The following is a 25,311-nucleotide window of genomic DNA, read 5'->3' on the forward strand; positions in this document are numbered from 1 at the left end:
ATTTCAATACATAGTCAACTGCCTATGTATTAATGTATGCAAAGGTAAAAAAACGGTTAATCTTTTAAAAATTTATGTTTTCTTTGTTATATTTTATTTCTGAAAACAGATAGAAAAGCCTTTCCATTTACTTTAATTACTTCAACATCTGTTAAGCACGTATAGGTTTTGTTTGAAGCTTTCTTTGTTATCACACCTAGTCCACCAAATCTATCCTCTTCGCTAAATATCTTTAATATTCTTTCCCTACCATTTCTCTGTTTACGGGATTGCTTTATTAAGCCAGTAGTAATTATATATAAGTTCTTATCATTGTCTCCCTCACATAATATGACATCCCCTTTTTTGTATTGAATAACTTTATGATGTTTTGATATTTTAAATAATTGTTTTTCTGTAAACATTGGAAATGATGTTTTAAGCCAATCATTGTAAGAGGATCTTAATTGAAGAATGAAAGCGATAGTTAAAGGGAGTGTTTCTAAAATATTATAGATAAAATGGATTTCAGCTCGTATAAAAGGTAACCCCCCGAGTATTAATCCACCTTGGGAAAGTAAACCAGGATCACCACTTACACCGGTTGTTAAGTAAACCCACATAATATAAGAATGTTCGAATTGGTGCCATAACACTGCCACTGCGTTTATCCATAAGAAGATGTTTTTAGGAAACTTTTTTATTAAAAGAATGTTAAAAATTAATAATGCCGTATTCCATATAAAATGTATCCATTCTTGATCAAGTGCTCCAAAAATGCCATGGGCGTGTTCAGGTGGATAATATAAAAAATGAATTTGAATTATTTGTGCAATATGCTCCACAAAATGTCCACCTTGCATAAGGACAGTCATGTAAAATATCGTATACCATTTGTAATGTTTGTAACACCACTGCGCTTCAAACGCAAAGATAAATATCCATGGTGCTATCATCGTTAAAGCAATAAGCCATAAATGCCAACCATCTATTATACCTATTACTAATGCTCCAATTGTTGAAATTACAGATAAAATTAATATATTTAACGGAATACGTTTAAATTTCACAAAGTCTAGTAAAGTTTTTATATTCAATCACTCATTTCTAGTTAAATTTTCAATCCTCCTTTATTTTATTAGTCGGACAAGCCCTATGTTCGTCCAATTTTCTCCAAAAAACCAGCAAATTCATTGATTCTTTACATTTCTTTTAAAACTATTACCTTTTTGACAAAAGGAGAAATTAGATATCCGAAGGCAACTCCTATAACATTTAGTAGAAGGTCATCAATATCCAAACTTCCTCTTCTTGTGAAAAATTGCATGCATTCAATCAGCCCAATTACGCCGGTCGCTGTTAGTAACAGTTTTGTCATTGTTGCTTTTCCACTTACGTAGTAATAGTAAATGCCAAATGGAATAAATAATCCAATATTCGCGCTTATATTATAAAATGAAATTAAAAAATCTTGCTGTTCATACATGTAATAACGAATCGTATTAAACGGATATAAGTTATACATCCGCTCGCTATGTAGCGATGGCCTAAAAAATAGTAGAATGAATAGCCCTAAGGAATAAAAGGTAAATAAAGCATGAAAAACTTCTTTTGATAAAGTAATCTTTTCCTTTTTCAGCAAGTAAATAAAAAATACAACTAGACTAGAATAACAAAACCAGAGTACGAGCAAAACAGTATAGTGTAGGTACAATGTTAGTTCCGTCAGTACTGGTAAAAATCCGAGGAATACAATTTGAGATAGTATTATAATAAGTAAAATCCCTTTATTCATAGCTTTCATCCTTACTTAGCAATTTTATATATGTACGTTTTCACTACTGATATTCGCATTCTCTTTTTTTATTAATAAGACAAATGAACTCGCTAACAAGCAAAAAATTCCAGCAAGAATAAATGCCCATGTGTATGAATTAAAAAGCTTATAAAATAATCCACCCGCAAAAGCAGCTACCGCTCCTCCGACTTGATGAGACGCAAAAATCCAACCGTAAACAATTCCACTCTTTTCAACTCCAAAAACTTGTCTTGTAATATTAACTGTTGGCGGAACTGTCGCAATCCAGTCTAATCCATAAAAAATTGAAAAAATGATTAAAAGCGTGAATGAACCTTTCATCAGTGCGAATGGAAGTAATACGAGAGAAGCTCCTCTTAATAAGTAATACCAAAATAATAGCCAGCGGTTATCATAACGATCAGAAAGCCAACCAGAAATTGTTGTTCCGATAATATCAAAAATCCCCATAAAAGAAAGTAAGGATGCTGCAGCTACAACTGTAATACCAAAACTAAAGCAATATGCTATAAAATGTGTCCCTATTAAACCACTTGTCGATAAACCACAAATAAAAAAACTTCCTGCCAATAACCAAAATTCCTTCACTCTTAACGCGTCTTTTAATGTTTTAAAAGCAATGGTTATTGGATTATTTTTATTTGTTTTTGCTGATCTATTGCTTCCTTCTGTACGTCCATACGGAAGAAGACCAATTTCCTGTGGCGTGTTTCTCATAAAAAGTATAATGATAATAAACATGAAACTACTGACTATTAAGATTAAGCTAATAGCCCAACGCCACGAATAATTTTCTACGATATATGCTAGCAAAGGTAACAATATTAATTGCCCTGTCGCAGTACTTGCAGTTAAAATTCCGAGTGCCAAGCCTTTTCTTTTTTCAAACCAGTAATTTGCAACATACGGACTTAACACTGTTAAAAAAAGACCCGAGCCTAATCCGATAATAATGCCCCATATAATAATTAGATGCCAAGATTGGTCCATAAAATATGTGAGAAAAACACCAACTATCAATGTCATCATGGCATAGACCATCATTTTCTTTAAACCAAGCACTTCTATCAAAGCTGCCATAAATGGTCCTGAAAATCCATATAAAAATAAACTTAAGGCAAAAGCCAAAGAAATCATTGAACGGTCCCAGCCAAACTCTGCTTCAAAGGGGACAATAAAAACTCCAGAGGAAGAACGTATAATCCCTGCAATTATTATTGAAAAGAATGTTATAACTAATATAAACCAAGAAAAATGAATGCGCTTCAATTCAATCACCAACAATTCAAATGGAATAATAATTTATTAACCTACTAAGTACTATGATTAAAACAGAATAAAAAGACAATAGTAAATTTAATAAATTCCCTTTTTAAAAATTGAATGGTAATTAACAGGATATAGGGAGTCGAAAATTGAATTGGTGAGATAAGAAAGGTGATTTGTGTTTTAGTAAAGTAATAATTGTTTATTATAGCGGAGTACTATGTTAAACAAACGGAACAGAGGGACTGTTCCGTTATTGCGAAGTCTTTTCAAAACGAATTTCATACACTTCTTCTGTCTTTGGGTTAAATATAACGTGCACAATGATATCTTCTTTTTTACCATTACTTTTCAGTTGAAAAGAGAAAGATTCCTCGACCTTTTCAGAAGAGATTTCTTTCCGACCATTATAGGTATATTCAGTAACTCCACTGTCCTTATAAACAATTTGCGTTACTTTAATGGCAATTTCACCCCATTTTGCATAAGGCTTTTGAGCCTGAACAGCATTAGGAGCTATAACTGCAAATAATAATATACTTAATAAACAACATACTTTAAGTAATTTCAAAGTGAACTACCTCCTTTTTTATAAAGTTCATATCTGTCTTTTAAACGTTAATGTTAATATTGGATTATATAAGATAAATTATACAATTTGTATCCTCTCATTAATAAATTAAGAAAAAGAGGTGAGGACTTGGTTTGGGATAAAAAGACGTTACTACTTAGCTTACCCTATAAGTGTATTGCTTTATTTATAACATCTATCCTCAGCATTACGCTGTTGAAGGTTTTTAATTGGGACGTTCCAATATCAACAGAAACTTATTTGGGCTCTGTCCTCTTCGGAATGTTTTTCGGTGTATTTTTAGGCATTCCTTTTTCTTACATCATTGAATTTATTTTATATTTTATTAAAATTAACGATAAACTTTTCTATAGTATAATACATGTATTTCTCCACACTATTGCAGGGTCCTTTTTACCGATAATCGGTAACATGTTTGGCTTCTTAACCGCTCTTCTTTATATATTATTACTTCAGAAATACTATAAAGCCTTTGCAGTCATCATCCTATTAAATGTTAGCACTACCATTATTCTTTTACTAATTTAGACCATTCAAAAGTTGCTGTTTTATCAGCAGCTTTTTTCATTATTTTTTGACGGCTAAATACCATTAAATACCACCCGTAATCAAGACTAAAAATAGCCCATTAAAACAATATTAACTAATGATTGAACTAATTTTATAAAAGGAGGGAAGACGATGAGTAAAAAATGGGTAAGTTCTATCTTAGTTGGATCTTTAGTAGCCCTAAACTTAGTAGGATGTAATATGGGCGATGATGATATCGGTCCAGACGATGATCACATTACACCTGTCAGATATAATAATGATGACAATCTAATGGATAATGATCTAATGGATGATGATTACCAAAGAGATATTCGTCAGCCTGGTGAAATGGATACGCCATTCAACATGGATGAAGAAGAGCCTGATTTAGATGAAGAACCTTCTGAGCAAAGAGAAGATAGAAGAGATTATTAATATAACAAAGCCCTCCTTTAGCAATGCTTTTAGGAGGGCTTTATTTTATTATTTTTTCAATTCTGGATTCATGTTATTTAAGTTATTCATGTTATTCGTGTTATTCATGTTAAGATTTTTAATTGGTTGCTTTTGTTCTGGCGTTATTTCGTTAGCAAATTCATTAAATGACGGTTTTAATGGTTTCAAATTCATGTTGCCATTTTGTATTTTGTTTTGAACATTACTTGCGATTTGTTGTATAGGATCAAAAATTCGATTCTGTTTACTTTTATTCGCTTTATATGCGGTAAAAGCTGCCGAAGCAAGGAGACCAATGATGGAGTATATGATTGTATTTCTATTGCTTTTTCTTTTAGTAAACATGTTTAACATTGACAAGGAATTTCTTTTATTAAATAACGCTGATAACCATCCTATATAATTCATTTTAACTAACCTCCTAATAAAATTTGCGTCACTACTCTTAGTGTCTGTAAAGATAACCGCATTATTATTGGAAATTTTTAAAATAAAAAAGAACTTACCAAATGCGGTAAGTTCCTATATCTTTCATTATTTGCTTATGTATGGTGGAGACGGTGGGAGTCGAACCCACGTCCAAAGGCATTGCCACTTAAGCTTCTACGTGTGTAGTCGATATATTGGCGTTTCGCAATCGCATTTGCCTATCGACAGGCGTCAGCGATGCTAGCCTGATTGAGCTCTTCCTTAATCCTCAGGCGGAGGATGTCCGGCGTATCCCACTGAAATGGGCCCTGACCCCGACTACATGGGCGATAGCGAGAAGGGCAGCTACGTTTATTAGGCAGCTAAAGCGTAATTATTTTTGCCAGTTATAGGCTTTGACGTTTTAACGAGGCCGATCCCCTCGACACGCAACTTAAGCTCAAACTACCCCTGTCGAATCCGTAACGCCCCCAGGATAGTATATAAGCTGTAATCGCTTATGAAGTTGTGATGTTGCTGACTTACAAACTTATTATAGCATATGCATTCGCGAAAGTTAAATGACAATTTTTGTAATTATTCTTTTTGACGATCGCGGAATGCACGTTCAATTTCACGTTTTGCATCTTTTTGTTTTAGGCTTTCTCGCTTATCGTAATTCTTTTTACCTTTAGCTAAGCCAAGTAAAATTTTTGCAAAACCATTTTTAATATACAGTTTTAATGGTACTAATGAATAGCCTTTCTCTTTTGTAACACCTAAAAGGCGGCTTATTTCTTTTTTCTTCATTAGTAATTTACGAGTTCTGAGCGGCTCATGGTTATGAATATTTCCTTGTTCATATGGTGAAACGTGCATATTGTGCAGAAATAGTTCCCCATTTTGAATTCTTGCAAAGGCGTCTTTCAATTGCACTCTGCCACCGCGAATTGCTTTAATTTCCGTACCTTTTAAAACGATCCCCGTCTCAAACGTTTCTTCTATAAAGTAATCGTGGGATGCCTTTTTGTTTTGGGCAACCACTTTCGATTCATGCTTTGCCATCGGCTCTCCCCTCCTCTAGTAGCGCATTGTTCATAATTTTACATAATAATTCTAAGAGCGTCAAATAGAAGCTCTATAATAGAGCTTCTATTGTTTACCGCGCTTTCTTCGTTTCTTCTTTGCTGCTTTATAAAATGGCTCTTTGCCACCTTTTTTCGGACTATTTTCCCCTGGCTTATTGCCTTGTTTATTTCCTTTGTTTCCATCCTTATTGCGGCCTTGGCTTTTTCCACGTTTTCTGGAATCACCTTTCGTTTGAATTACTTTCGGGCGATCCTCTCGTTTTTTGCGGTTACTACCTTTCATGCCGACTACTTCAAAATCAATTGCCCGCTCTTCCACATTAACATTCGTGACACGAACAGAAATTTCATCTCCAATACGGAACACATGTCCAGTTCTTTCACCGATCATTGCATAACTTCGCTCATCATATCGGTAATAGTCATCTGTTAATTCTGTAACATGTACAAGTCCTTCTATTGTATTCGGAAGTTCAATAAACATACCGAAATTCGTTACAGAACTTATTATTCCGTCAAACTCTTCACCAACTTTATCTTCCATGAACTGTGCTTTCTTTAAGTCATCTGTTTCTCGTTCTGCATCAACAGCACGGCGTTCCATTAAAGATGTATGACGTGTAATATCAGGAAGCTTCGCTTTCCAATAGCTTTGCGTCTCTTCACTCATCTTTCCTTCAAATAAATACGTTCTAATCAGGCGGTGAACGATTAAATCTGGATAACGGCGAATCGGCGATGTAAAGTGTGTATAAAACTCTGTTGCTAAACCAAAGTGACCTAGGCTTTCCGGATCATACTTTGCTTGTTGCATAGAACGTAGCATCACTTTACTAATGACAGCTTCTTCAGGTTCCCCTCTCACTTCCTCTAACATTTGTTGAAGTGAGCGTGGGTGAATTTCATTCCCTTTCCCTTTGATCACATAACCGAAGTTTGTAATAAATTCTAAAAAGCGTTGTAGCTTCTCTTCCTTCGGATCTTCATGAATTCTATATAAGAAAGGAACTTTGAGCCAATGGAAATGTTCAGCTACTGTTTCGTTTGCAGCTAACATAAATTCTTCAATTAAACGCTCAGCTACTGATCTTTCACGAAGGACTATATCAATTGGGTTACTATCGTCATCAACCATTACTTTTGCCTCTGTAAAATCAAAGTCAATTGCACCACGGTTCATGCGTTTGTTCCGCAATACTTCAGCTAGCTCTTCCATTAGTTGAAACATTGGAACTAACGGTTCGTAGCGCTCGATTAATGCCTCATCTTTATCTACTAGAATAGCTCTTACATCACTGTAAGTCATACGCTCAGTCGTTTTAATGACACTAGCAAAAATATCATGGTTTACGACTGTTCCACTACTATCTATTTCCATTTCACAGCTTAATGTTAAGCGATTTACTTTCGGGTTTAAACTACAAATTCCATTGGAAAGGCGGTGAGGAATCATCGGAATAACACGGTCGACTAAATACACACTCGTTCCACGTTCAAAAGCTTCTATATCAATAGGTGATCCTTCCTCAACATAATGAGTTACATCAGCAATATGAACACCTAGCTTGTAATTACCATTTTCAAGTCGCGAAATAGAAATTGCATCATCTAAATCCTTTGCATCTGCACCATCGATTGTGACAATAGTTTCGTCGCGCAGATCGCGTCTACCTTTCATCGCTTCTTCAGGCACTTCATCAGGAACATTATTTGCTTGCTCCATCACATCCTCAGGGAATTCCCTCGGTAGACCATGTTTATAAATAACAGAAAGTATATCAACTCCCGGGTCATTTTTATGACCAAGAATTTTAATAACTTCCCCTTCAGCACTCATCTTTCCTTCAGGATATTTTGTTATTTTCACAACAACTTTATGACCTTCCATTGCCCCATTACTTGCTGCTTTTGGAATGAAAATATCATTTTGTATTTTTTTATTATCAGATATAACGAAACCAAAATGCCTACTATCAGAATAAGTACCGACGACCTCAGTAATCCCTCGTTCAATTATTCTTTCGATAGTCCCCTCAGGTCGAGCACCTGAAGATTTTATACTTACCCGAACTAAAACAATATCACCATGCATTGCACTTTTTAATTCTGAAGCTGGAATAAAAATATCAGAATGTCCTTCTTCCTCAACTTCAACAAAAGCAAACCCTCTAGCGTTTCCGATTACTCTCCCACGCATTAAACTCATTTTTTCTGGTAATCCATAGCGGTTGTTTCTTGTACGAACGATATATCCTTGTTCTTCCATATGTACAAGTGTTTGTACGAAATCTTTAAATTCATGTGAGCCTTCTATCCCAAATGCTTCCTCAAGCTCTTGTACAGTTAGGGGCTTATATGTTTCTTCTTTCATGAATTTTATTAATTGTTGAATTCTTTCATTTTCCATCTATAATCTTCCCTCCTTACTAATTATCAAATCACTATTTTGTCCAATCTAAGCTTTCTAAGAATGAGTAAACATCTTCATGTAATTGCTCTTTTTCTTTACCTAATGTAATGACATGTGGAGATTGTTCATACCACTTTAAATCCTTTTTCACGCTTTCAATGTTTTTATAAATAAAACTTGCGTCATCAGGATTAATCATTTCATCATGTGTAGATTGAACGACAAAAGTCGGACCATAAATTAAATCAATTGAATTACGGACTTCTTTTAGAAGATTTGCCAGTAAATGTAACGTTCTCAATGGCGTTTCTTTAAAATGTTTCAATTCTTCATTTATTTGTTCCGAGCTTTTCTTTTCACGAGATTTATATTCTCTTGCATATTCCGTTACTCCATTTTGCATTTTTTCGATATCTAGGTTCATTGGGGCACACATCGGCACAATACCTTTTATAGGTACAGTGTATCCTAATTTCAAGGAAAATACCCCTCCAAGAGATAGGCCGACTACAGCTATTTCCTCATATCCCAACGACTTTAAATAGTCATACCCAGCCATGACATCTTGCCAATAATCATCAGGTCCTGTAGTAACTAATTGTTCTGGTGGCACACCATGCCCTTTATATTGTGGTGCATGACATGTATAACCTTTTTTTTGCAAAAATCTACCGAGCATACGAACATCAGCTGAACTACCTGTAAAACCATGTAAAAGTAACACCGCTCGATTTCCTTCTTCTGCCGAAAATGTAAATGGCTTAGGTGCAATAATTTTCATAGATGACATATACCTCTCTTTTAGCTAAATACGTTTATTTTATTAGTTTATGCAACTAATGCACACACTATCTATAATTTAAACTTTGCTATAATTACAAAATAGTAAAGGTAAAACTTTCCATATTATTTAACCAAAAGAAAAACAGCAAGAATAAATCTTGCTGTTTCTTTTACTGTTTACGCAAAATATGCGACAGCGATTGCAAATACAAAGAATAAGACAGCTAACACTGTTGTAACACGGGCAAATACCGCGTCAATTCCGCGAGCTTTCTTTTGTCCGAAAAGCTGTTCAGCTCCACCGGAAATTGCTCCAGATAGTCCAGCACTTTTTCCTGATTGCAATAAAACAATTGCGATAAGTGCAAGTGAATCAATAACTAAAAGCGTTGCAAATAATGTATACACTATGGCTCCTCCTTATGAAAAGAAACACTTTACGATAATACTAATTTACCATACCGTGCCATTCCTTACAAGATAAAAAATCCTCCGTAAGGGAAACGGAGGATTTTATTATTACTTAATATTGTAAAATGCACTCATTCCGCCATACTTGCTAGTAAGACCTAAGTAATCTTCAATACGTAATAATTGATTGTACTTAGCTACACGATCAGTACGTGAAGGAGCACCCGTTTTAATTTGGCCTGCATTTGTTGCAACAGCGATATCAGCAATCGTGCTATCTTCTGTTTCTCCACTACGGTGTGAAATTACCGCTGTATAGCCAGCACGTTTCGCCATTTCAATTGCATCGAATGTTTCCGTTAACGTACCAATTTGGTTTACTTTGATTAAGATAGAGTTTCCTACTCCGTTTTCGATACCTTCAGATAACTTCTTCGTATTCGTAACAAATAAGTCATCACCAACTAATTGTACTTTATCTCCGATACGTTCTGTTAGTAATTTGAAACCATCCCAATCATTTTCATCTAAACCATCTTCAATTGAGATAATTGGATATTTCGCGCAAAGCTGTTCATAGTAGTCAACCATCTCTTCAGAAGTGTAAACAACACCTTCACCTGAAAGGTGGTATTTTCCGTCTTCTTTATTAAATAGCTCAGAAGCTGCAACGTCCATTGCAAGTTTAACTTCTTCACCTGGTTTATAGCCAGCACCTTCGATGGCTTCCATAATTGTTTGAAGAGCCTCTTCATTTGATCCTAAGTTCGGCGCGAAACCACCTTCATCACCAACTGCAGTGTTATAGCCTTTATTCTTTAAGACTGCTTTTAAGCTATGGAAGATTTCAGTTCCCATACGAAGTGCTTCTTTAAAGTTTTCCGCACCTACAGGCATAACCATAAATTCTTGGATGTCTACATTGTTGTCTGCATGTTCCCCACCATTGATGATGTTCATCATTGGTACTGGAAGTGTTCTAGCATTAAAGCCACCTAAGTATTGATATAAAGGAATTTCTAAGTAATCAGCAGCAGCACGAGCAACAGCCATTGAAACACCTAAAATTGCATTGGCACCTAAGTTACCTTTGTTTTCTGTTCCATCAAGTTCAATCATCGCTTGGTCAATTGCAGCTTGATCAAAAACTTCATAGAAGTCTTCAATTTCAGGAGCAATCTTCTCATTTACGAAGTCAACCGCTTTAAGAACTCCTTTTCCTAAGTAACGAGACTTGTCGCCATCACGTAATTCTACCGCTTCATATTCTCCAGTAGAAGCACCGCTTGGAACTAATGCGCGCCCAAAAGCACCTGATTCTGTATAAACTTCAACTTCAACTGTTGGATTCCCGCGAGAATCTAATACTTCACGTGCATAAACATCTGTAATAATTGGCATAATTTCTTCTCTCCTTTTAATTTTCCTTAATTAATGAATTTCCTGTCATTTCCTTCGGTTTCTCTACTCCAAGTAAAGAAAGGACTGTTGGAGCTAAATCACCTAAAATACCATCTTCTCGTAAAGTGATACCTTTTTTAGTTACGATGACTGGTACTGGGTTAGTCGTATGCGCTGTCATCGGCTTATCGTCATCAGTAATGACTTGATCGGCATTACCGTGGTCAGCAGTGATGACGGCAATTCCACCTTTAGCTTCAAGAGCTGCCGTTATTTTTCCTAAACATTCATCGACAACTTCAACAGCTTTAATTGTCGGTTCTAGCATACCAGAGTGCCCAACCATATCAGGATTAGCAAAATTTAAAATTATTGCATCATGGTTATCGTTTTCAATTTCAAATAACAATTTATCTGTAAGTTCATAGGCGCTCATTTCAGGTTGCAAGTCGTATGTTGCAACTTTCGGCGAGTCAATTAAAATTCTTTCTTCGCCAGGGAAGGCATCTTCTCGACCACCACTAAAGAAAAATGTCACATGAGGATATTTTTCAGTTTCAGCAATACGTAGTTGCTTTAACCCGTTTTGTGAAAGAACTTCTCCTAAAGTATTATCTAAATTTATAGATTTAAACGCTACATATCCTTTTACCGTCTCACTAAAATGGGTCAAACAAACGAAATGTACATTTTGTGGGACGTTCTCGCCGCGATCAAATTCCCTAAAGTCTTCATTTGTAAAGACGCGAGAAATTTGGATTGCACGATCAGGACGGAAGTTAGCAAAGATAATTGCGTCGTTATCTTTAATTGTAGCAACTGGCTTATCACTATCATCTACAATAACTGACGGAAGAACGAATTCATCATAGATACCTTTATCATATGAATCTCTTACACATTCTGTAGCACTTTTGTATGTAAGTCCTTCTCCATGAACCATGGAATCATACGAACGCTTCACTCTATCCCATCGTTTATCACGGTCCATTGAATAATAACGTCCAGATATTGTAGCAATTTTCCCAATGCCTAGTTCATCCATTTTCTTTTCCAATTGATTAATGTACGTTTGTGCAGATTGTGGACCAACATCTCGACCGTCAAGAAAACCATGAATGAAAACATCTTTTAAGCCTTGGTCTTTCGCTAACTTTAAGAGAGCAAAGAGGTGGTTAATATGACTGTGAATACCGCCGTCCGATAACAACCCAAACAAATGTAACGCCGATTTTTTTTCTTTTGCTGCATTCATTGCTTCAATAAACGTCTCGTTGTCAAAAAAATCTCCATCACGAATCGATTTATTTACTTGCGTTAAACTTTGATAAACAATGCGGCCAGCTCCGATATTTAAATGACCAACTTCAGAATTCCCCATTTGCCCTTGAGGAAGGCCTACAGCTTCACCACACGCCGTTAATGTTTCGTGTGGATATTCATTCCATAGCTTATCGAAGTTCGGCTTTTTCGCTTGTGCGACAGCGTTGCCTTTTGTGTTTTCACGCAGAGCAAAGCCATCTAAAATAATTAGTGCAACTGGCTTCTTAGCCATGGTTTACCGCCTCCAACAATTGAAGGAAGGATTGTGCCTCAAGACTTGCGCCACCAACTAGTGCACCATCGATATTTGGCATAGCCATATATTCTTTAATGTTTGCAGGTTTTACACTGCCACCATATTGGATTCGTACCTTGTCAGCAACTTCTTGCGAGTATAAGCTTGCAACTTTTTCGCGAATTTCTCCGCATACGTGATCAGCATCTTCAGCTGTTGAAGACTTGCCAGTTCCAATCGCCCAAATTGGTTCATAAGCAATAATTGTTGTTGCAACTTGTTCTTCAGTTAACCCAGCAAGGGCTTGTTCCACTTGATTTGAAACTACTTCCGTCGTCTTGTTTTCTTCACGTTCTTCAAGTGTTTCACCTACACATGCAATTGGGTTAAGGTTGTATTTAAATGCTGCATGTACTTTTTTATTTACTGTTTCATCAGTTTCTGCAAACATTTCTCTTCGCTCAGAATGTCCAATAATAACATAAGGAATTTTGCAATCTTGTAAAGCTAGTGGACTAATTTCACCAGTAAATGCACCGCTTTCTTCGAAGTGCATCGTCTGAGCTCCAATTTTCAATTCACTGCCTTCAGCTTCCATCACAAGCGATGGTAAAAATAGCGCTGGCGCACAGATGACTGAATCTACTACTTCACTTTTAGGCATAAGTCCCTTCACTTCTTCTACAAATTTCTTAGACTCTCCTAATGTTTTATTCATTTTCCAGTTTCCCGCAATAATCGGTTTACGCAATTTTGTCACCTTCCTAATTCAAGCTTACTTATCATTTAGTGCTACTACACCTGGTAATTCTTTACCTTCCATAAACTCTAAGGAAGCCCCACCACCAGTTGAAATGTGATCCATTTTATCTGCAACATTGAATTTCTCAACTGCAGCGGCTGAATCTCCACCGCCAATTACTGTATATGTATTTGTAGCATTCGCTAATGCATTTGCAACAGACCTCGTACCATTAGCATAGTTACTCAGTTCAAACACGCCCATCGGTCCATTCCAAATAACTAATTTTGATTCTGCTATAACTTTTTCGTACGTTTCGATAGTCTTAGGTCCAATATCTAATCCCATATAGTCTGAAGGTATATTTTCGATATTAACAACTTTTATGTTTGCATCATTTGAGAACTCGTCAGCTGCAATAACATCTTCCGACATTAAAAGCTTAACCCCGTTTTCTTCTGCTTTCTTAATAAAACGTAAAGCTGTTTCAATTTTATCTTCTTCAAGCAATGAATTTCCGACTTCGTATCCACGTGCTTTTATAAATGTATAAGCTAAACCGCCACCAATAATTAAGTTATCTACTTTATCAAGCAAGTTATCGATAACGTCAATTTTATCTTTTACTTTTGCTCCACCGATAATAGCTGTAAACGGTCGGTCAGGAGTTGATAATGCACGACCTAGTACATCTAACTCTTTTTCCATTAAAAGTCCAGCTACCGCAGGGATATATTGTGCTATACCAGCAGTAGAAGCATGGGCACGATGAGCCGCACCGAATGCATCATTCACATAAATGTCAGCTAAGTCAGCAAATTGTTTCGCTAGTTCAAGATCATTTTTTTCTTCACCAGCATAAAAACGAACATTTTCTAACAGTAAGATTCCACCGTCAGACAATTGGCCAATGGCTTCATTTACTTCTGCGCCATAAGCTTCATCCGTTTTTAATACTTCCACATTTAACAATTGACTTAGTCGCTCGGCAACTGCATCTAAACGCAATTCTTCAACAACTTGTCCTTTCGGGCGACCTAAATGACTTGCTAAAATCACTTTTGCTCCACGTTCTGTTAAGTACTGAATTGTCGGCAATGCCGCTCGAATTCTCGTATCATCAGTAATGTTTCCATCTTTCATTGGAACATTAAAATCTACTCGACAAAATACCTTTTTCCCACTAACATCTACGTCACGAATCGTTTTCTTGCTCATTAAAAGGACCCCCTATCTAGTATGTAAACATGAAAGAGAGGAGAAAGGAATGTTTCCCTAGTCTCCCCATTATATTCCAAACTTATTATAACCCTTTTTGAGCAATAAAGTCGACTAAGTCAACTACTCGATGTGAGTATCCTGATTCATTGTCGTACCAAGATACAACTTTAACCATATTACCTTCCATTACTAATGTTGAAAGAGCATCAATCGTTGAAGAATATGGTGAACCATTGTAGTCACGAGATACTAATGGCTCATCACTATAAGCCATAATTCCTTTTAAGTTTCCTTCTGCCGCTTCTAGTAAAGCTGCATTTACTTCTTCTGCTGTAACATCTTGACCAACTTCAGCTACTAAATCAACAAGTGATACATTAGGTGTCGGTACACGCATTGCCATTCCATTTAATTTACCTTTAAGTTCAGGTAATACTAATGAAACTGCTTTAGCTGCACCCGTTGTAGTTGGGATAATGTTTTCTGCAGCAGCACGTGCACGGCGGTAATCTTTATGTGGTAAATCTAAAATTTGTTGATCATTTGTATATGCGTGAACAGTAGTCATCATTCCACGACGGATACCAAATTTATCATTTAATACTTTAGCAAATGGTGCTAAACAGTTTGTTGTACATGATGCATTAGATATCACATGATGGTTTGCTGCGTCATATTGCTCATGGTTAACACCCATAACAACTGTAATATCTTCATCACTAGCTGGTGCCGAGATAATTACTTTTTTCGCTCCTGCTTCTAAATGCTTTGCAGCATCTGCGCGTTTTGTGAAACGTCCTGTTGATTCTACAACAACATCTACACCTAAGTCTCCCCAACCTAATTGTGCTGGATCTCTTTCTGCTAAAACACGAATTTCTTTCCCATCAACTACTAACGTGTTTTCATTTACTGTTACATCTACTGGTAATGTACCGTGCACAGAATCATACTTTAATAAGTGTGCAAGCATATTAGCATCTGTTAAATCATTTACTGCCACAATTTCAATATTTTTATTCTTTAATGCTGCTCGTAATACATTTCTACCTATACGTCCAAAACCATTAATACCAACTTTAACTGTCATAACTAATTTCCTCCTATTTTTAAAAACATTTATTTTAAGGCTAATAATTGTGTAGCAACGCCTTCATCGATTACTAGTACATCCGTATATCCCATCTTTATGTAAGCCTGGATAGCTGCAACTTTAGAACTTCCACCAGCAACAGTAATGACTCTTTTTTCTTTTGTAAGATCATCCAACTGGATACCAAATGTATTAATTCGATGAATCACATCACCATTTCCATCAAAGTAGTAACCAAACGCCTCACCGACCGCATCTTGTTTTTCAAGAATTTCAATCGTTTCATCAGATGCTTTCCTTCTCTTCGCCATTTTTTTTGCATCACCAATTCCATGTATTATGATTGTTGATGATTGGATAAGGGAAAGTATTTCTTTCACATGTTTTTCTTTAATTAACATGTCATACGTTTCATCACTTACTTCGTCAGGAACGTGAAGTAAATGGTACTCACTTTCTGCACCGTTAGCCATTTGTGAACAAATCGTATTCGCTTCAAATTCGACTCGCTCTCCAAGACCACCTCGTGCAGGAACAAAAACCATTTTTCGATGTTTAGGATCAGGCTTCACCATTTTAGAGACATTACCTAGCGTTGTCCCACCAGTTACTGCAATAATGTTTTCTTCTTTTAAAGAACGCATTAACGCTTTAGCTGCAGCTTCGCCTAACTCTATTTTCACTTCATCGCTTTCGTCACAATCGCCTTCTACTATGTTGACTTCTTTTACGTTTAATTTGTCCTTTAACCTATTTTCTAACCCTATTATTCCCGTTTGTTCTTTAATAATTTGTTCAAATACATAAAGAACTTCTTTCCCTGTTTCTGTCATAGTCATTCCTGATGGCGCAATTTTAATTAACCCTTCATCTCTTAACATCTCTACATCTTTTCTTAAAATACGCTCTGTTATATCTAATTTTTGAGCTAAACTTCTTCTCCCAACAGGTTGCATTGAACGAATGTACTTTAGTAATTGATGTCTTCGATATAAAGTTCCGATATGCTCGGGTAATAATTTTTCTATTGCAGAGAATAATTTCATATAAAGCTCCTTTACAAAAAAGGGTTGGTCACTTTTTGTCCCATAGGTTAAATTATGTCCCATTTAACGCAAAAAAATACAACCTTTTGGCTACCTATATTGTAGCAAGGTTGTATAGAATATGCAATGAAATAGACTGAATTTTCACAGTAAGCGCTTTCTTAGCGTATTATATGAAATGATTCCACAATCGATTTCATCTTCACCAACTGCAATAACTGGTATCTTTATTTGATACTTCGCCAGCAGTTCGTCATCTTGATAAATGTCTATTACCTCTATTTGAAAAGGTTCCTCTAATTGTACTTTCTCGAGCAGCTTCAACCCCTTTTCACAAAGCGGGCAATTTTCTTTTGTGTAAAATGTTACTACTTTCATTACTTTGAACTCCTATCTTTCTTTTCTCATGGACGAAGATGATATGCCAAGTTGATTGCGATATTTAGAAATGGTTCTTCTAGAAATATCTAACCCTTCGAGCTTCATAACATCAACTATTTGTTGATCAGAAAGTGGGTTTTCCTTATTTTCTTCTGCTATCAACTTAATTAATTGCTTTTTAACAACAAACGAAGAACTATCTTTTCCTGACATGTTCTTTATTTTAGAAGTAAAAAATGTCTTTAATGGATATACTCCATGATTTGTTTGTACATATTTATTCTTAACAGCCCTACTTACTGTTGATTCATGGATTGAAATCACTTCTGATACTTCTTTCATTGTTAGAGGAACTAATATATTTGGGCTTTCTATAAAAAACGTCCTTTGTTTTTGAACAATTATTTCCATGACATTTTGAAGCGTAGTTTTCCGTTGCGAAATACTTCTAGCAAGCCAGCGATAATGCTGTAATTGTATTTTTATATAGTCGGAAGCTTCAGGGTGACTTGTTAAATCCATCTCATAATGCTGATTAACACTTATTTTGGGCAGTAGATGATCATTTAAAACAATAATTGGATCTTCTGAGTCAGCGATTACTTGAAAATCCGGAATAATATAATTAGGTTTTTCACCATAGCCACTCGCGGGGTTTGGATTTAATGTTTTAATAATAGCAAACGAATGTTTAACTTCTTCAACTGAAACAGCTAAGTCTTTAGCAATTTTATCCCAATTTTTCCTAGCTACATCTTCTAAATGATCTTTGACCATTATTTCCGCGATCGGGAATTTTCTATTTTTCCTTTTAAGTTGCAATAGGAGACATTGTTGCAAGTTTTCCGCACCTATTCCAGCTGGATCGAATTGCTGTAAAATTTCTAATGCTGCTTTTATTTTTTCTATCGGATACTTTAATGTTTCAGCGATTTCTGTAAGCGAATCAACAATATATCCTTTATCATTTAAACTCATAATTAAGTAGTTTATAATTTCTTTTTCTTCCAGTTTGACATTGAAGTCTATTAATTGTTGAAGCAAATAAGAACTTAATGTTAAATCTTCAGAATTAATGCCATCAATATTTTTATATTTCGACGTGCTAGTTACATACGTTTCGCTTATTGCTGACATCCGGGGTTCTTCAATATCTATTAGTGGATTATCCATGGCTTGTTCTTTAATAAATTGTGATAAGTCCATCGTAGAATATTGTAGTAACTCAATTGCTTGGCGTAATTGATTTGTTAACGCTAACGTTTGCCTTTGCGTTTGAAATAAACCAACTTTCATCTTTTTCACTCCCCCTATTATCATACACTATATAAGGATAGGAAGTAGAGTGGTTAATGATTGGAAAACTAAATCTTTACGATTCGTTTGACGAGACGAAAAACCTTGAAACTTAGGTCGGTAATAATTATAATAAATGAAGTCACTTAACATTTGCGCTCGTAGCTCAGTCGGATAGAGCGGTGGTTTCCGGTACCACGTCTGCCGGGGGTTCGAATCCCTCCGAGCGCGCCAATTACTTAGACTTAATAGGCTTTCCTAATGGAAAGCCTTTTTTATATTACTAGAAAAAAGGTGAACGGCGACTTTGAAGAGTGCTATAGTTAATCTCTTAGTTTTAATCATAAATTTATTATTTACTATTACGATTGGACTCTTTTTATTATGGAGTACATTATCTGTGTATACTTTGTTTTTCTGGTCGCTTATAGGAATTGTTAGTTCAATCTATTTTGCATTCTTCTTGAGAAGGTTTTCAAATTGGTCTGAATTTATGTATAAGATCCTATTACACGGCTGTTTCGTATTTTTTCTTTTATTTCTTTTAATCTTAATCCAAAATTTCACTTCATTTTTAAGCAACTTTTTTTGATTGAAATATAATAAATAAAAGCTCTGAGTTTTTTAACTCAGAGCTTTTTGTATTTATTATAATGATTAATTTATTCTTCTTCTTGTTCTTCTTCTTCTTCTTCGTCTTCTTCTTCATCATCTTCGTCTTCGTCTTCGTCTTCGTCTTCGTCTTCATCATCTTCATCGTCTTCTTCGTTATCGCTATCTTTTTTCTTTTTGTCTTTATTTTTGTTTTTGTCTTTATTTTTGTCTTTACCTTTTGCTTTTCCGTTATTTTCTTTTCTTTCTTCGCTATCTTCTACTTCTTCTTCTTCTTCTTCTGAACTATCGTCATCTTCTGATGAATCTTCTTTATTTTTATTTCGCTTTTCTTCTTTTTCTAGTGCTTTATTAGATTTTCTTTCTGCTTTCTTTTGTTCTTGCTCAAGCTTTTTAAGAAGCCACGCTTTTGCCTTAGCGTTATCTTCTTCAAGTTCCGTTAATTCTTCCATAAGCTCATCTTGTAACTCTTCTTTTTCTTCGTTAAATTTTTCTTCTAACTCTGCCATTTTTTCTTTGAATTCTTCTTCAGTTAAATCTCCAGCTTCATACTTAGCTTTTAGTTCAGCAATTTTATCCTCATACTTCTCATAAAGTTCTTCAGACTTTTCAACTGCTTTTTCTTCTAATTCAGCACGCTTTTCTTCTAAGTCTTCTGTTCTCTTCTCATATTGAGCTAAACGTTTCTCTACTTTTTTCATTGCTTTTTCAATATTCTTTGCAATTTCCTCTTTAGCTTTTTCACTTTGTACTGTTGCCATAACAGCTGTTAATGCTTCCATGTTTGTTGCAATTGCAACATCTATAACGTTTACATCATCATTTTCTTCTTCCGTTACAACTTCACCGTTCTCGTCAGTTGTTTCTTCTCCACTATTTTCTTCGGTCTCTTCAGTTAATGCCAATACTTCATCTTGTGCTTTTAACGCTTCATCAATTACTTCTTTCGCTAACTCTTCTTCGCCTTCTTTAATTAACTCTCTTGCTTCAGCAATACGTTCTGCTGCTATTTCTGCAAGTAATTTAGCTTTCTCCATATCATCAAATGTAAGAGCTACTTGAATGTTTTCAAAAACTTTGTCTAAGAAGTAAAATAAGTCCCCAGGTTTTAAACCACTATCCACATTTTCGTCTTCTGTTGTTTCTGTATCAGTCTCTGTTGTTGTTTCTGTATTCGTATCAGTCGTTGTTTCAACTGTAGTATCTTCATTTGTTTCTGTCGTTGTATCATTACTTTCCTCTGTCGTCGTTTGACCGTCTTCATTGCCATTTGCAAACGCTTGAGGGACACCACCAAATCCTGTTGATAACGCTAGTGCTAATGCTGTTGTAATTGAAATTTTCTTAATCTGCTTTTTCAATTTCTCTCACCCCATAATTTTTTTGTTTTTTTGCCTGTTACTTTATGTTTCGGAAATTATTCATTTTGTTTGGGGGTGGGAGTAAATTATTTTTACAAAAAGATAATTCATTGCGCTTTCATTGCATAACATAATATGTAGTTTAATTTTTTGGATACTAGGGAAAGATGTATAAAGTTTGAAGAAGGAAATAAAGGTAGATCAAAAGAATATACATAAAAACAGACATATAATTTGACCTATCTTGACCTTAAAAGGTATGATAAAAAATGAAAGTATTAGTATTTATGAGGAGGTTATATACACATGAACTTAATCCCTACGGTTATTGAACAAACAAGCCGCGGAGAACGTGCTTACGACATTTATTCTCGTCTATTAAAGGATCGCATCATTATGCTTGGAAGTGCAATTGACGATAATGTTGCGAACTCAATTGTTTCACAATTACTTTTCTTAGCAGCAGAAGATCCTGAAAAAGATATTAGCTTATATATTAATTCACCTGGTGGATCAATTACAGCAGGTATGGCAATATATGATACGATGCAATTTATTAAACCTAAAGTATCTACAATTTGTATCGGAATGGCTGCTTCAATGGGTGCATTCCTTCTTGCAGCTGGTGAGCCAGGAAAGCGAATGGCATTACCGAATAGCGAAGTAATGATTCACCAACCATTAGGTGGCGCGCAAGGTCAAGCTACAGAAATTGAAATTGCTGCAAAGCGTATTTTGTTCCTTCGTGAAAAGTTAAACCAAATTTTAGCTGATCGTACTGGTCAATCAATGGACATCATTCAAAAAGATACAGAACGCGATAACTTTATGACAGCTGAAAAAGCAAAAGAATACGGATTAATTGATGAAGTAATTTACCCATCAAAATAATGATTAAATAAAAAAAGTTCGAGAGCTACTTATTGCTCTCGAACTTTTTTGCTTATTTATTCTCATTTAAAAATGCTACTAATTGTTCTAAAGCTTGGTCTTGATCTTCACCATCTGCAGCAATTGTTACTTCTGTTCCTTTACTTACTGCAAGACTCATAATTCCCATAATACTTTTCGCATTCACTTTTTTACCATCTTTTTCTAATGTGATTTCTGCCCCAAAGCGATTTGCTTCTTGTACAAACATTGCAGCTGGGCGTGCTTGTAAACCTGTCTCTAATCCAACAATTGTTTTTTGTTCTACCATGTGTAACAACTCCTTTTAATATGGTTCTATTTTCTCACCTAAACGAATCTTTTCAGCAAGTTCATCGATTTTGCGTAGTCGGTGATTGATACCTGATTTACTTATTTTAGTTCCTGTAACCATTTCTCCAAGTTCCTTCAATGTAACATCCTGATGCTTGACTCGCAGCTCAGCGATTTCTCTTAAACGTTCAGGAAGAACTTCTAAGCCAACTTCTCTTTCAATAAAACGGATATTTTCCACTTGTCTTAAAGCAGCACCAATTGTCTTATTTAAATTAGCAGTTTCACAATTAACGAGTCGATTAACCGAGTTACGCATATCGCGGACTATTCGAACATCTTCAAAGCGTAGTAACGCTTGATGTGCTCCCATAACGTTTAAAAACTCAGTAATTTTTTCGCCCTCTTTTAAATATACAATGAATCCTTTTTTTCGTTCTAATGTTTTTGCATTTAACTCAAATGTGTTCATCAGTTCACAAAGTGCTTCATTGTGTTCTTTATATAAAGAGAAAATTTCTAAATGGTATGAAGACGTTTCCGGATTATTTACTGAACCACCAGCTAAAAATGCTCCTCGCAAATAAGATCTTCGACAACACTTTTTCTTTGTAAAGGAAGGTGATATTTTACGATTAAATATAAAGGTTTCATTCATTATTTCCAAGTTAGAAAGCATTTTTCTAGCGTCATTAGATATCCGAACAATATATACGTTATTTTTCTTCAAGCGCATTTTTTTACGAACTAATAACTCTACATGTATATCATACACTTTTTTTATTAAAGTATAAATCCTTCTAGCTATCGCGGCATTTTCAGTTGAAATATCAAGAACAATTTGCTGGTTACTAAAGGAAATAGAGCCATTCATCCGTATTAAAGCTGCCAGTTCGGCTTTAACGCAGCACTCTTTCACTTCTATATTTGTTAACTCTTTCTTTGTTTCTGAAGCGAAAGACATCTCCTCCACCTCCCTTATAATTTTATATTAAGGACAGTAGTATACTTGAAAGCTTTTTTGCATCATGACGGATTAATCCATCATGATAATGCATAATTTTATCACTAATAACTTCTACTGAAAATGATTTAAGTCTATTTTCATCATATGTTACAGCACGTTGACCCTTAGCACCATAAACATCAATTAATTCATGAGGAATATCTCCACTATTTACAATAATTGCATCAATGAAGTTTGAACCAAGATGATCTTGTAATGCTTGCAAATGGTCACTTGCTTTATAACCAATTGTTTCTCCAGCTTGAGTCATCACATTACATACATAAACTTTTTTTGCTTTTGCCTTCATAATTGTATCTGCAATTTTTGGCACTAGAAGACTAGGTAAAATACTTGTATATAAACTTCCTGGTCCAACGACAATTAGATCAGCATCATTTATTTCACGCAAGCTTTCTGGAAGTGCTTCAATTTTATTAGGCTTTAAAAATACTTTTTTTATTTTCTTTTCTACTAAAGGAATTTTAGATTCACCTTCAACAATTGTCCCATCGTCCATTTCTGCACATAAAACAACACGTTGATTGGCTGCCGGAAGCACTTTTCCACGTACATTCAGTACTTTACTTACTTCCTGTATTCCCGTAACGAAATCACCAGTAATGTTTGACATTGCAGCTAATAATAAATTCCCTAATGAGTGCCCTACTAGACCTTCACCACTTTTAAAGCGGTGTTGGAAAAGCTCTTCAACTAGAGGTTCAACTTCTGATAATGCTGCTATGACATTTCTAATATCTCCTGGTGGCGGAATTTTCAACTCTTCTCGTAGGCGTCCTGAACTACCTCCGTCATCAGCTACTGTTACAATTGCAGTAATATCAACTGGTAATCGCTTTAAGCCCCTAAGTAAAACTGATAATCCCGTTCCCCCACCGAAGACAACAACTTTAGGGTTTTTAAAGTTTTCCATTTACTCTTTCAACCCTTTTTCATGATCACGGTGGGCAATTTCCGTATGATATTCATTTCCAAAATGTTTGTAGATGACTTCAGCTAGAGTAACGGAGCGGTGCTTCCCTCCTGTACACCCAATCGCAATGACGACATTACTCTTCCCTTCACGTTGGTATTGCGGTAGGACAAAGGCTAGAAAGTCGAGTAACTTATCAAGAAATTTTTGAGTCTCTTGCCAACGAAGTACATAGGAAGACACTTCTTCATTTAATCCTGTTAATGGACGTAAGTGCTCTATATAGTGTGGATTTGGTAAAAAACGAACATCAAATACAAGATCAGCATCTATCGGAATACCATGCTTGAATCCAAATGATAAAACGTTCACTGTAAATGGTGGTGCATCATCAATTTCCTTATAGTACTCAATAATTTTTTCTCTAAGCTGAATTGGCTTTAAGCTTGTTGTATCAATGATTCGATTAGCTTTACCTTTCAAATCTTCCATTAGTTCTCTTTCTAAGCGTATACCTTCTAATGGTGTTGATGCTAATGGATGTGAGCGGCGTGTTTCTTTATAACGGCTTACTAGCTTTTCATCTTTTGCATCTAAAAACATAATTTGCGGTGTCATTCGCTCGTTTAATGAAAGTTCACTTAACACTTGGAATAACGAATCAAAAAACTCTCTGCCACGAAGGTCCATTACAAGTGCAACCTTATTCATCGATTGGCCAGATTCGCCGACTAATTGGACGAATTTTGGTAAAAGCGACGGCGGCATGTTATCAATACAAAAGTATCCTAAATCTTCAAAACTTTGGATAGCTACCGTTTTACCCGCACCTGACATTCCTGTAATAATGACAATTTGAATATCGTTTGTTTCCATTTCTCCATCTCCCCCATTGCCAATTAATTCTATCTATTTATGAAGTTGGATCTAATCGATAACTAAGTAGTTTAAAGTCAGATGTATACGTGAAATTACCGTAAATAATTCCTGTTCCTTTAAGTACATAATCAATTATATGATAATCTCCTGGAGCCATAGGTAAATCTTTAATATCTTCAATCGAATGCCAAGAAATTTTCCCTTCCGATGACTCACTTAGATTTTCTCCATCATGGTCTTCAGCCAAAAATGTGAACATCATCCATTCAGAAATGAATTCATCATTATCTTTTATAGTAAAGGTGAACACACCTTTTAATTGTGGATTTTTCAAATATATCCCTGTTTCTTCGCGATATTCTCTAATAACAGTATCACGAACCGACTCACCAGTTTCCATTTTCCCTCCAGGGGCAACGTACCAACCACGGCGAGGTTTTTGTAACATCAAAACTTCGTTTCCTTTTTTCAATACACAATTCGTAACTCTTTGCACGTTCTTCACCTCTTCTTATAAAGTATACTATTATTTCCAACCATAGAAAAGAAGGAAAGGCTGAAGCTTTCGTTTAGCGACGTATGAACTGGAGCATCTTGAATGAGATAAAGGAATCACGAAAAGTGGCACTTTTCGATGATGACTTATCGTAAATGATAGATGTGAAGTTGCAATAGTCGTTGTGAGCTGTAGCTAGACAATAAAGAAAAGCGAGGCGAACGTTCAACGACGTATAAGCTGGAACACTTTGTTTGAGATAAAGGAAACATCGAAAAGGAAAGGCGACTGTTCATCAACGATGGAACTGGAATACTACGAATGAGATAAAGGAAACAC

26 protein-coding genes, 1 tRNA gene and 1 other RNA gene are annotated in these 25,311 nt (G+C 35.4%); 3 read left to right on the forward strand and 25 right to left on the reverse strand.

All coding sequences use genetic code 11. The annotated features are described in order from the left end of the window. Positions 1–86: 86 nt before the first annotated feature. The 4 genes from CIB95_RS14355 to CIB95_RS14370 form a co-directional block, all read right to left on the reverse strand. On the reverse strand, positions 87–1,076 hold the full coding sequence (locus CIB95_RS14355) for a Crp/Fnr family transcriptional regulator (protein WP_094926281.1): 990 nt from the start codon (positions 1,074–1,076) through the stop codon (positions 87–89). Positions 1,077–1,180: 104 nt separating this feature from the next. Next, positions 1,181–1,774 carry a VanZ family protein gene (locus CIB95_RS14360; RefSeq protein WP_233144154.1) on the reverse strand — a complete coding sequence of 198 codons (594 nt, stop codon included), beginning with the start codon at positions 1,772–1,774 and terminating at the stop codon, positions 1,181–1,183. 24 nt (positions 1,775–1,798) lie between these two features. Continuing rightward, positions 1,799–3,067 (reverse strand): MFS transporter, encoded by a 1,269-nt coding sequence (locus CIB95_RS14365; RefSeq protein WP_094926285.1) that lies wholly within the window; start codon positions 3,065–3,067, stop codon positions 1,799–1,801. A gap of 250 nt (positions 3,068–3,317) precedes the next feature. Then, a complete protein-coding gene (locus CIB95_RS14370) occupies positions 3,318–3,635 on the reverse strand; it encodes a DUF3889 domain-containing protein (RefSeq protein WP_094926287.1) in 318 nt (105 codons plus the stop codon). A 702-nt stretch (positions 3,636–4,337) separates the two neighbouring features. On the opposite strand from CIB95_RS14370, the gene CIB95_RS14380 reads away from it, so the two are divergent. Beyond that, the gene (locus CIB95_RS14380; RefSeq protein WP_094926291.1) at positions 4,338–4,622 is read left to right on the forward strand and encodes a hypothetical protein; all 285 of its coding nucleotides are present in this window, start codon (positions 4,338–4,340) and stop codon (positions 4,620–4,622) included. A 48-nt stretch (positions 4,623–4,670) separates the two neighbouring features. On the opposite strand, the gene CIB95_RS14385 is transcribed toward CIB95_RS14380, so the two are convergent. The 14 genes from CIB95_RS14385 to rpoN all read right to left on the reverse strand — a co-directional run bounded on the left by CIB95_RS14385 (position 4,671) and on the right by rpoN (position 18,481). Beyond that, a complete protein-coding gene (locus tag CIB95_RS14385) occupies positions 4,671–5,051 on the reverse strand; it encodes a hypothetical protein (RefSeq protein ID WP_094926293.1) in 381 nt (126 codons plus the stop codon). 141 nt (positions 5,052–5,192) lie between these two features. Then, positions 5,193–5,544: a transfer-messenger RNA gene (gene ssrA, locus CIB95_RS14390) on the reverse strand. A gap of 104 nt (positions 5,545–5,648) precedes the next feature. Further along, on the reverse strand, positions 5,649–6,116 hold the full coding sequence (smpB, locus tag CIB95_RS14395) for an SsrA-binding protein SmpB (RefSeq protein ID WP_094926295.1): 468 nt from the start codon (positions 6,114–6,116) through the stop codon (positions 5,649–5,651). Between the two features lie 87 nt (positions 6,117–6,203). Then, entirely contained in the window at positions 6,204–8,546 is a 2,343-nt protein-coding gene (rnr, locus tag CIB95_RS14400; RefSeq protein WP_094926297.1) for a ribonuclease R, read from the reverse strand. A 34-nt stretch (positions 8,547–8,580) separates the two neighbouring features. Beyond that, positions 8,581–9,330, reverse strand: coding sequence for an alpha/beta hydrolase (locus tag CIB95_RS14405; RefSeq protein ID WP_094926330.1), 750 nt, complete (start codon positions 9,328–9,330; stop codon positions 8,581–8,583). Between the two features lie 179 nt (positions 9,331–9,509). After that, a complete protein-coding gene (gene secG / locus CIB95_RS14410; RefSeq protein ID WP_094926298.1) occupies positions 9,510–9,740 on the reverse strand; it encodes a preprotein translocase subunit SecG in 231 nt (76 codons plus the stop codon). A 111-nt stretch (positions 9,741–9,851) separates the two neighbouring features. Further along, a complete protein-coding gene (eno, locus tag CIB95_RS14415; RefSeq protein ID WP_094926300.1) occupies positions 9,852–11,144 on the reverse strand; it encodes a phosphopyruvate hydratase in 1,293 nt (430 codons plus the stop codon). A 16-nt stretch (positions 11,145–11,160) separates the two neighbouring features. Then, positions 11,161–12,699 (reverse strand): 2,3-bisphosphoglycerate-independent phosphoglycerate mutase, encoded by a 1,539-nt coding sequence (gene gpmI, locus CIB95_RS14420; protein WP_094926302.1) that lies wholly within the window; start codon positions 12,697–12,699, stop codon positions 11,161–11,163. After that, entirely contained in the window at positions 12,692–13,453 is a 762-nt protein-coding gene (gene tpiA, locus CIB95_RS14425; RefSeq protein WP_094926303.1) for a triose-phosphate isomerase, read from the reverse strand. Before tpiA ends, gpmI begins: the two co-directional genes overlap by 8 nt. Positions 13,454–13,477: 24 nt before the next feature. Continuing rightward, positions 13,478–14,662, reverse strand: a complete 1,185-nt coding sequence (locus CIB95_RS14430) for a phosphoglycerate kinase (RefSeq protein ID WP_094926304.1) — start codon at positions 14,660–14,662, stop codon at positions 13,478–13,480. An 85-nt stretch (positions 14,663–14,747) separates the two neighbouring features. After that, complete coding sequence (gene gap / locus CIB95_RS14435) at positions 14,748–15,755, reverse strand: type I glyceraldehyde-3-phosphate dehydrogenase (protein ID WP_094926305.1); 1,008 nt, start codon at positions 15,753–15,755, stop codon at positions 14,748–14,750. Between the two features lie 29 nt (positions 15,756–15,784). Beyond that, on the reverse strand, positions 15,785–16,804 hold the full coding sequence (locus CIB95_RS14440; protein WP_094926306.1) for a sugar-binding transcriptional regulator: 1,020 nt from the start codon (positions 16,802–16,804) through the stop codon (positions 15,785–15,787). Positions 16,805–16,948: 144 nt separating this feature from the next. Beyond that, complete coding sequence (locus CIB95_RS14445) at positions 16,949–17,182, reverse strand: glutaredoxin family protein (RefSeq protein WP_094926308.1); 234 nt, start codon at positions 17,180–17,182, stop codon at positions 16,949–16,951. Positions 17,183–17,194: 12 nt separating this feature from the next. Continuing rightward, positions 17,195–18,481: an RNA polymerase factor sigma-54 gene (rpoN, locus tag CIB95_RS14450; RefSeq protein ID WP_158217647.1), complete on the reverse strand. Its 1,287-nt coding sequence runs from the start codon at positions 18,479–18,481 to the stop codon at positions 17,195–17,197. Positions 18,482–18,636: 155 nt separating this feature from the next. Here rpoN and CIB95_RS14455 point away from each other — a divergent pair. After that, a tRNA-Arg gene (locus CIB95_RS14455) sits at positions 18,637–18,715 on the forward strand. 428 nt (positions 18,716–19,143) lie between these two features. On the opposite strand, the gene CIB95_RS16260 is transcribed toward CIB95_RS14455, so the two are convergent. Further along, on the reverse strand, positions 19,144–20,454 hold the full coding sequence (locus tag CIB95_RS16260; RefSeq protein WP_158217648.1) for a DUF5667 domain-containing protein: 1,311 nt from the start codon (positions 20,452–20,454) through the stop codon (positions 19,144–19,146). A gap of 306 nt (positions 20,455–20,760) precedes the next feature. Here CIB95_RS16260 and clpP point away from each other — a divergent pair, with 306 nt between their 5' ends. Next, positions 20,761–21,345: an ATP-dependent Clp endopeptidase proteolytic subunit ClpP gene (gene clpP / locus CIB95_RS14465; RefSeq protein WP_094926311.1), complete on the forward strand. Its 585-nt coding sequence runs from the start codon at positions 20,761–20,763 to the stop codon at positions 21,343–21,345. A 52-nt stretch (positions 21,346–21,397) separates the two neighbouring features. Here clpP and CIB95_RS14470 read toward each other — a convergent pair whose 3' ends face one another. The 6 genes from CIB95_RS14470 to CIB95_RS16465 all read right to left on the reverse strand — a co-directional run. Next, positions 21,398–21,655, reverse strand: a complete 258-nt coding sequence (locus CIB95_RS14470; RefSeq protein WP_094926313.1) for an HPr family phosphocarrier protein — start codon at positions 21,653–21,655, stop codon at positions 21,398–21,400. A 15-nt stretch (positions 21,656–21,670) separates the two neighbouring features. After that, positions 21,671–22,621: a DNA-binding protein WhiA gene (whiA, locus tag CIB95_RS14475; RefSeq protein ID WP_094926315.1), complete on the reverse strand. Its 951-nt coding sequence runs from the start codon at positions 22,619–22,621 to the stop codon at positions 21,671–21,673. A gap of 22 nt (positions 22,622–22,643) precedes the next feature. Next, positions 22,644–23,597 carry a gluconeogenesis factor YvcK family protein gene (locus CIB95_RS14480; RefSeq protein WP_094926317.1) on the reverse strand — a complete coding sequence of 318 codons (954 nt, stop codon included), beginning with the start codon at positions 23,595–23,597 and terminating at the stop codon, positions 22,644–22,646. Next, positions 23,598–24,473 carry an RNase adapter RapZ gene (gene rapZ / locus CIB95_RS14485; RefSeq protein ID WP_094926319.1) on the reverse strand — a complete coding sequence of 292 codons (876 nt, stop codon included), beginning with the start codon at positions 24,471–24,473 and terminating at the stop codon, positions 23,598–23,600. It lies immediately after the preceding gene. A 37-nt stretch (positions 24,474–24,510) separates the two neighbouring features. Next, a complete protein-coding gene (locus CIB95_RS14490) occupies positions 24,511–24,981 on the reverse strand; it encodes an 8-oxo-dGTP diphosphatase (RefSeq protein ID WP_233144155.1) in 471 nt (156 codons plus the stop codon). Between the two features lie 137 nt (positions 24,982–25,118). Continuing rightward, on the reverse strand, positions 25,119–25,311 hold a 193-nt coding region (locus CIB95_RS16465), incomplete at its 5' end, for a hypothetical protein (protein WP_233144156.1).

This window comes from Lottiidibacillus patelloidae, from assembly GCF_002262935.1.
GTDB classification, from domain to species: Bacteria; Bacillota; Bacilli; order Bacillales; family SA5d-4; genus Lottiidibacillus; species Lottiidibacillus patelloidae.

What these genes read in the sequence shown, in the direction of transcription:
- CIB95_RS14360 (WP_233144154.1), bottom strand. Translation starts at nt 1,774, where the DNA reads ATGAATAAAGGGATTTTACTTATTATAATACTATCTCAAATTGTATTC.
- CIB95_RS14380 (WP_094926291.1), top strand. Translation starts at nt 4,338, where the DNA reads ATGAGTAAAAAATGGGTAAGTTCTATCTTAGTTGGATCTTTAGTAGCC.
- CIB95_RS14385 (WP_094926293.1), bottom strand. Translation starts at nt 5,051, where the DNA reads ATGAATTATATAGGATGGTTATCAGCGTTATTTAATAAAAGAAATTCC.
- smpB (WP_094926295.1), bottom strand. Translation starts at nt 6,116, where the DNA reads ATGGCAAAGCATGAATCGAAAGTGGTTGCCCAAAACAAAAAGGCATCC.
- rnr (WP_094926297.1), bottom strand. Translation starts at nt 8,546, where the DNA reads ATGGAAAATGAAAGAATTCAACAATTAATAAAATTCATGAAAGAAGAA.
- CIB95_RS14405 (WP_094926330.1), bottom strand. Translation starts at nt 9,330, where the DNA reads ATGAAAATTATTGCACCTAAGCCATTTACATTTTCGGCAGAAGAAGGA.
- eno (WP_094926300.1), bottom strand. Translation starts at nt 11,144, where the DNA reads ATGCCAATTATTACAGATGTTTATGCACGTGAAGTATTAGATTCTCGC.
- gpmI (WP_094926302.1), bottom strand. Translation starts at nt 12,699, where the DNA reads ATGGCTAAGAAGCCAGTTGCACTAATTATTTTAGATGGCTTTGCTCTG.
- CIB95_RS14430 (WP_094926304.1), bottom strand. Translation starts at nt 14,662, where the DNA reads ATGAGCAAGAAAACGATTCGTGACGTAGATGTTAGTGGGAAAAAGGTA.
- gap (WP_094926305.1), bottom strand. Translation starts at nt 15,755, where the DNA reads ATGACAGTTAAAGTTGGTATTAATGGTTTTGGACGTATAGGTAGAAAT.
- CIB95_RS14440 (WP_094926306.1), bottom strand. Translation starts at nt 16,804, where the DNA reads ATGAAATTATTCTCTGCAATAGAAAAATTATTACCCGAGCATATCGGA.
- CIB95_RS14445 (WP_094926308.1), bottom strand. Translation starts at nt 17,182, where the DNA reads ATGAAAGTAGTAACATTTTACACAAAAGAAAATTGCCCGCTTTGTGAA.
- rpoN (WP_158217647.1), bottom strand. Translation starts at nt 18,481, where the DNA reads ATGAAAGTTGGTTTATTTCAAACGCAAAGGCAAACGTTAGCGTTAACA.
- clpP (WP_094926311.1), top strand. Translation starts at nt 20,761, where the DNA reads ATGAACTTAATCCCTACGGTTATTGAACAAACAAGCCGCGGAGAACGT.
- CIB95_RS14470 (WP_094926313.1), bottom strand. Translation starts at nt 21,655, where the DNA reads ATGGTAGAACAAAAAACAATTGTTGGATTAGAGACAGGTTTACAAGCA.
- whiA (WP_094926315.1), bottom strand. Translation starts at nt 22,621, where the DNA reads ATGTCTTTCGCTTCAGAAACAAAGAAAGAGTTAACAAATATAGAAGTG.
- CIB95_RS14480 (WP_094926317.1), bottom strand. Translation starts at nt 23,597, where the DNA reads ATGGAAAACTTTAAAAACCCTAAAGTTGTTGTCTTCGGTGGGGGAACG.
- rapZ (WP_094926319.1), bottom strand. Translation starts at nt 24,473, where the DNA reads ATGGAAACAAACGATATTCAAATTGTCATTATTACAGGAATGTCAGGT.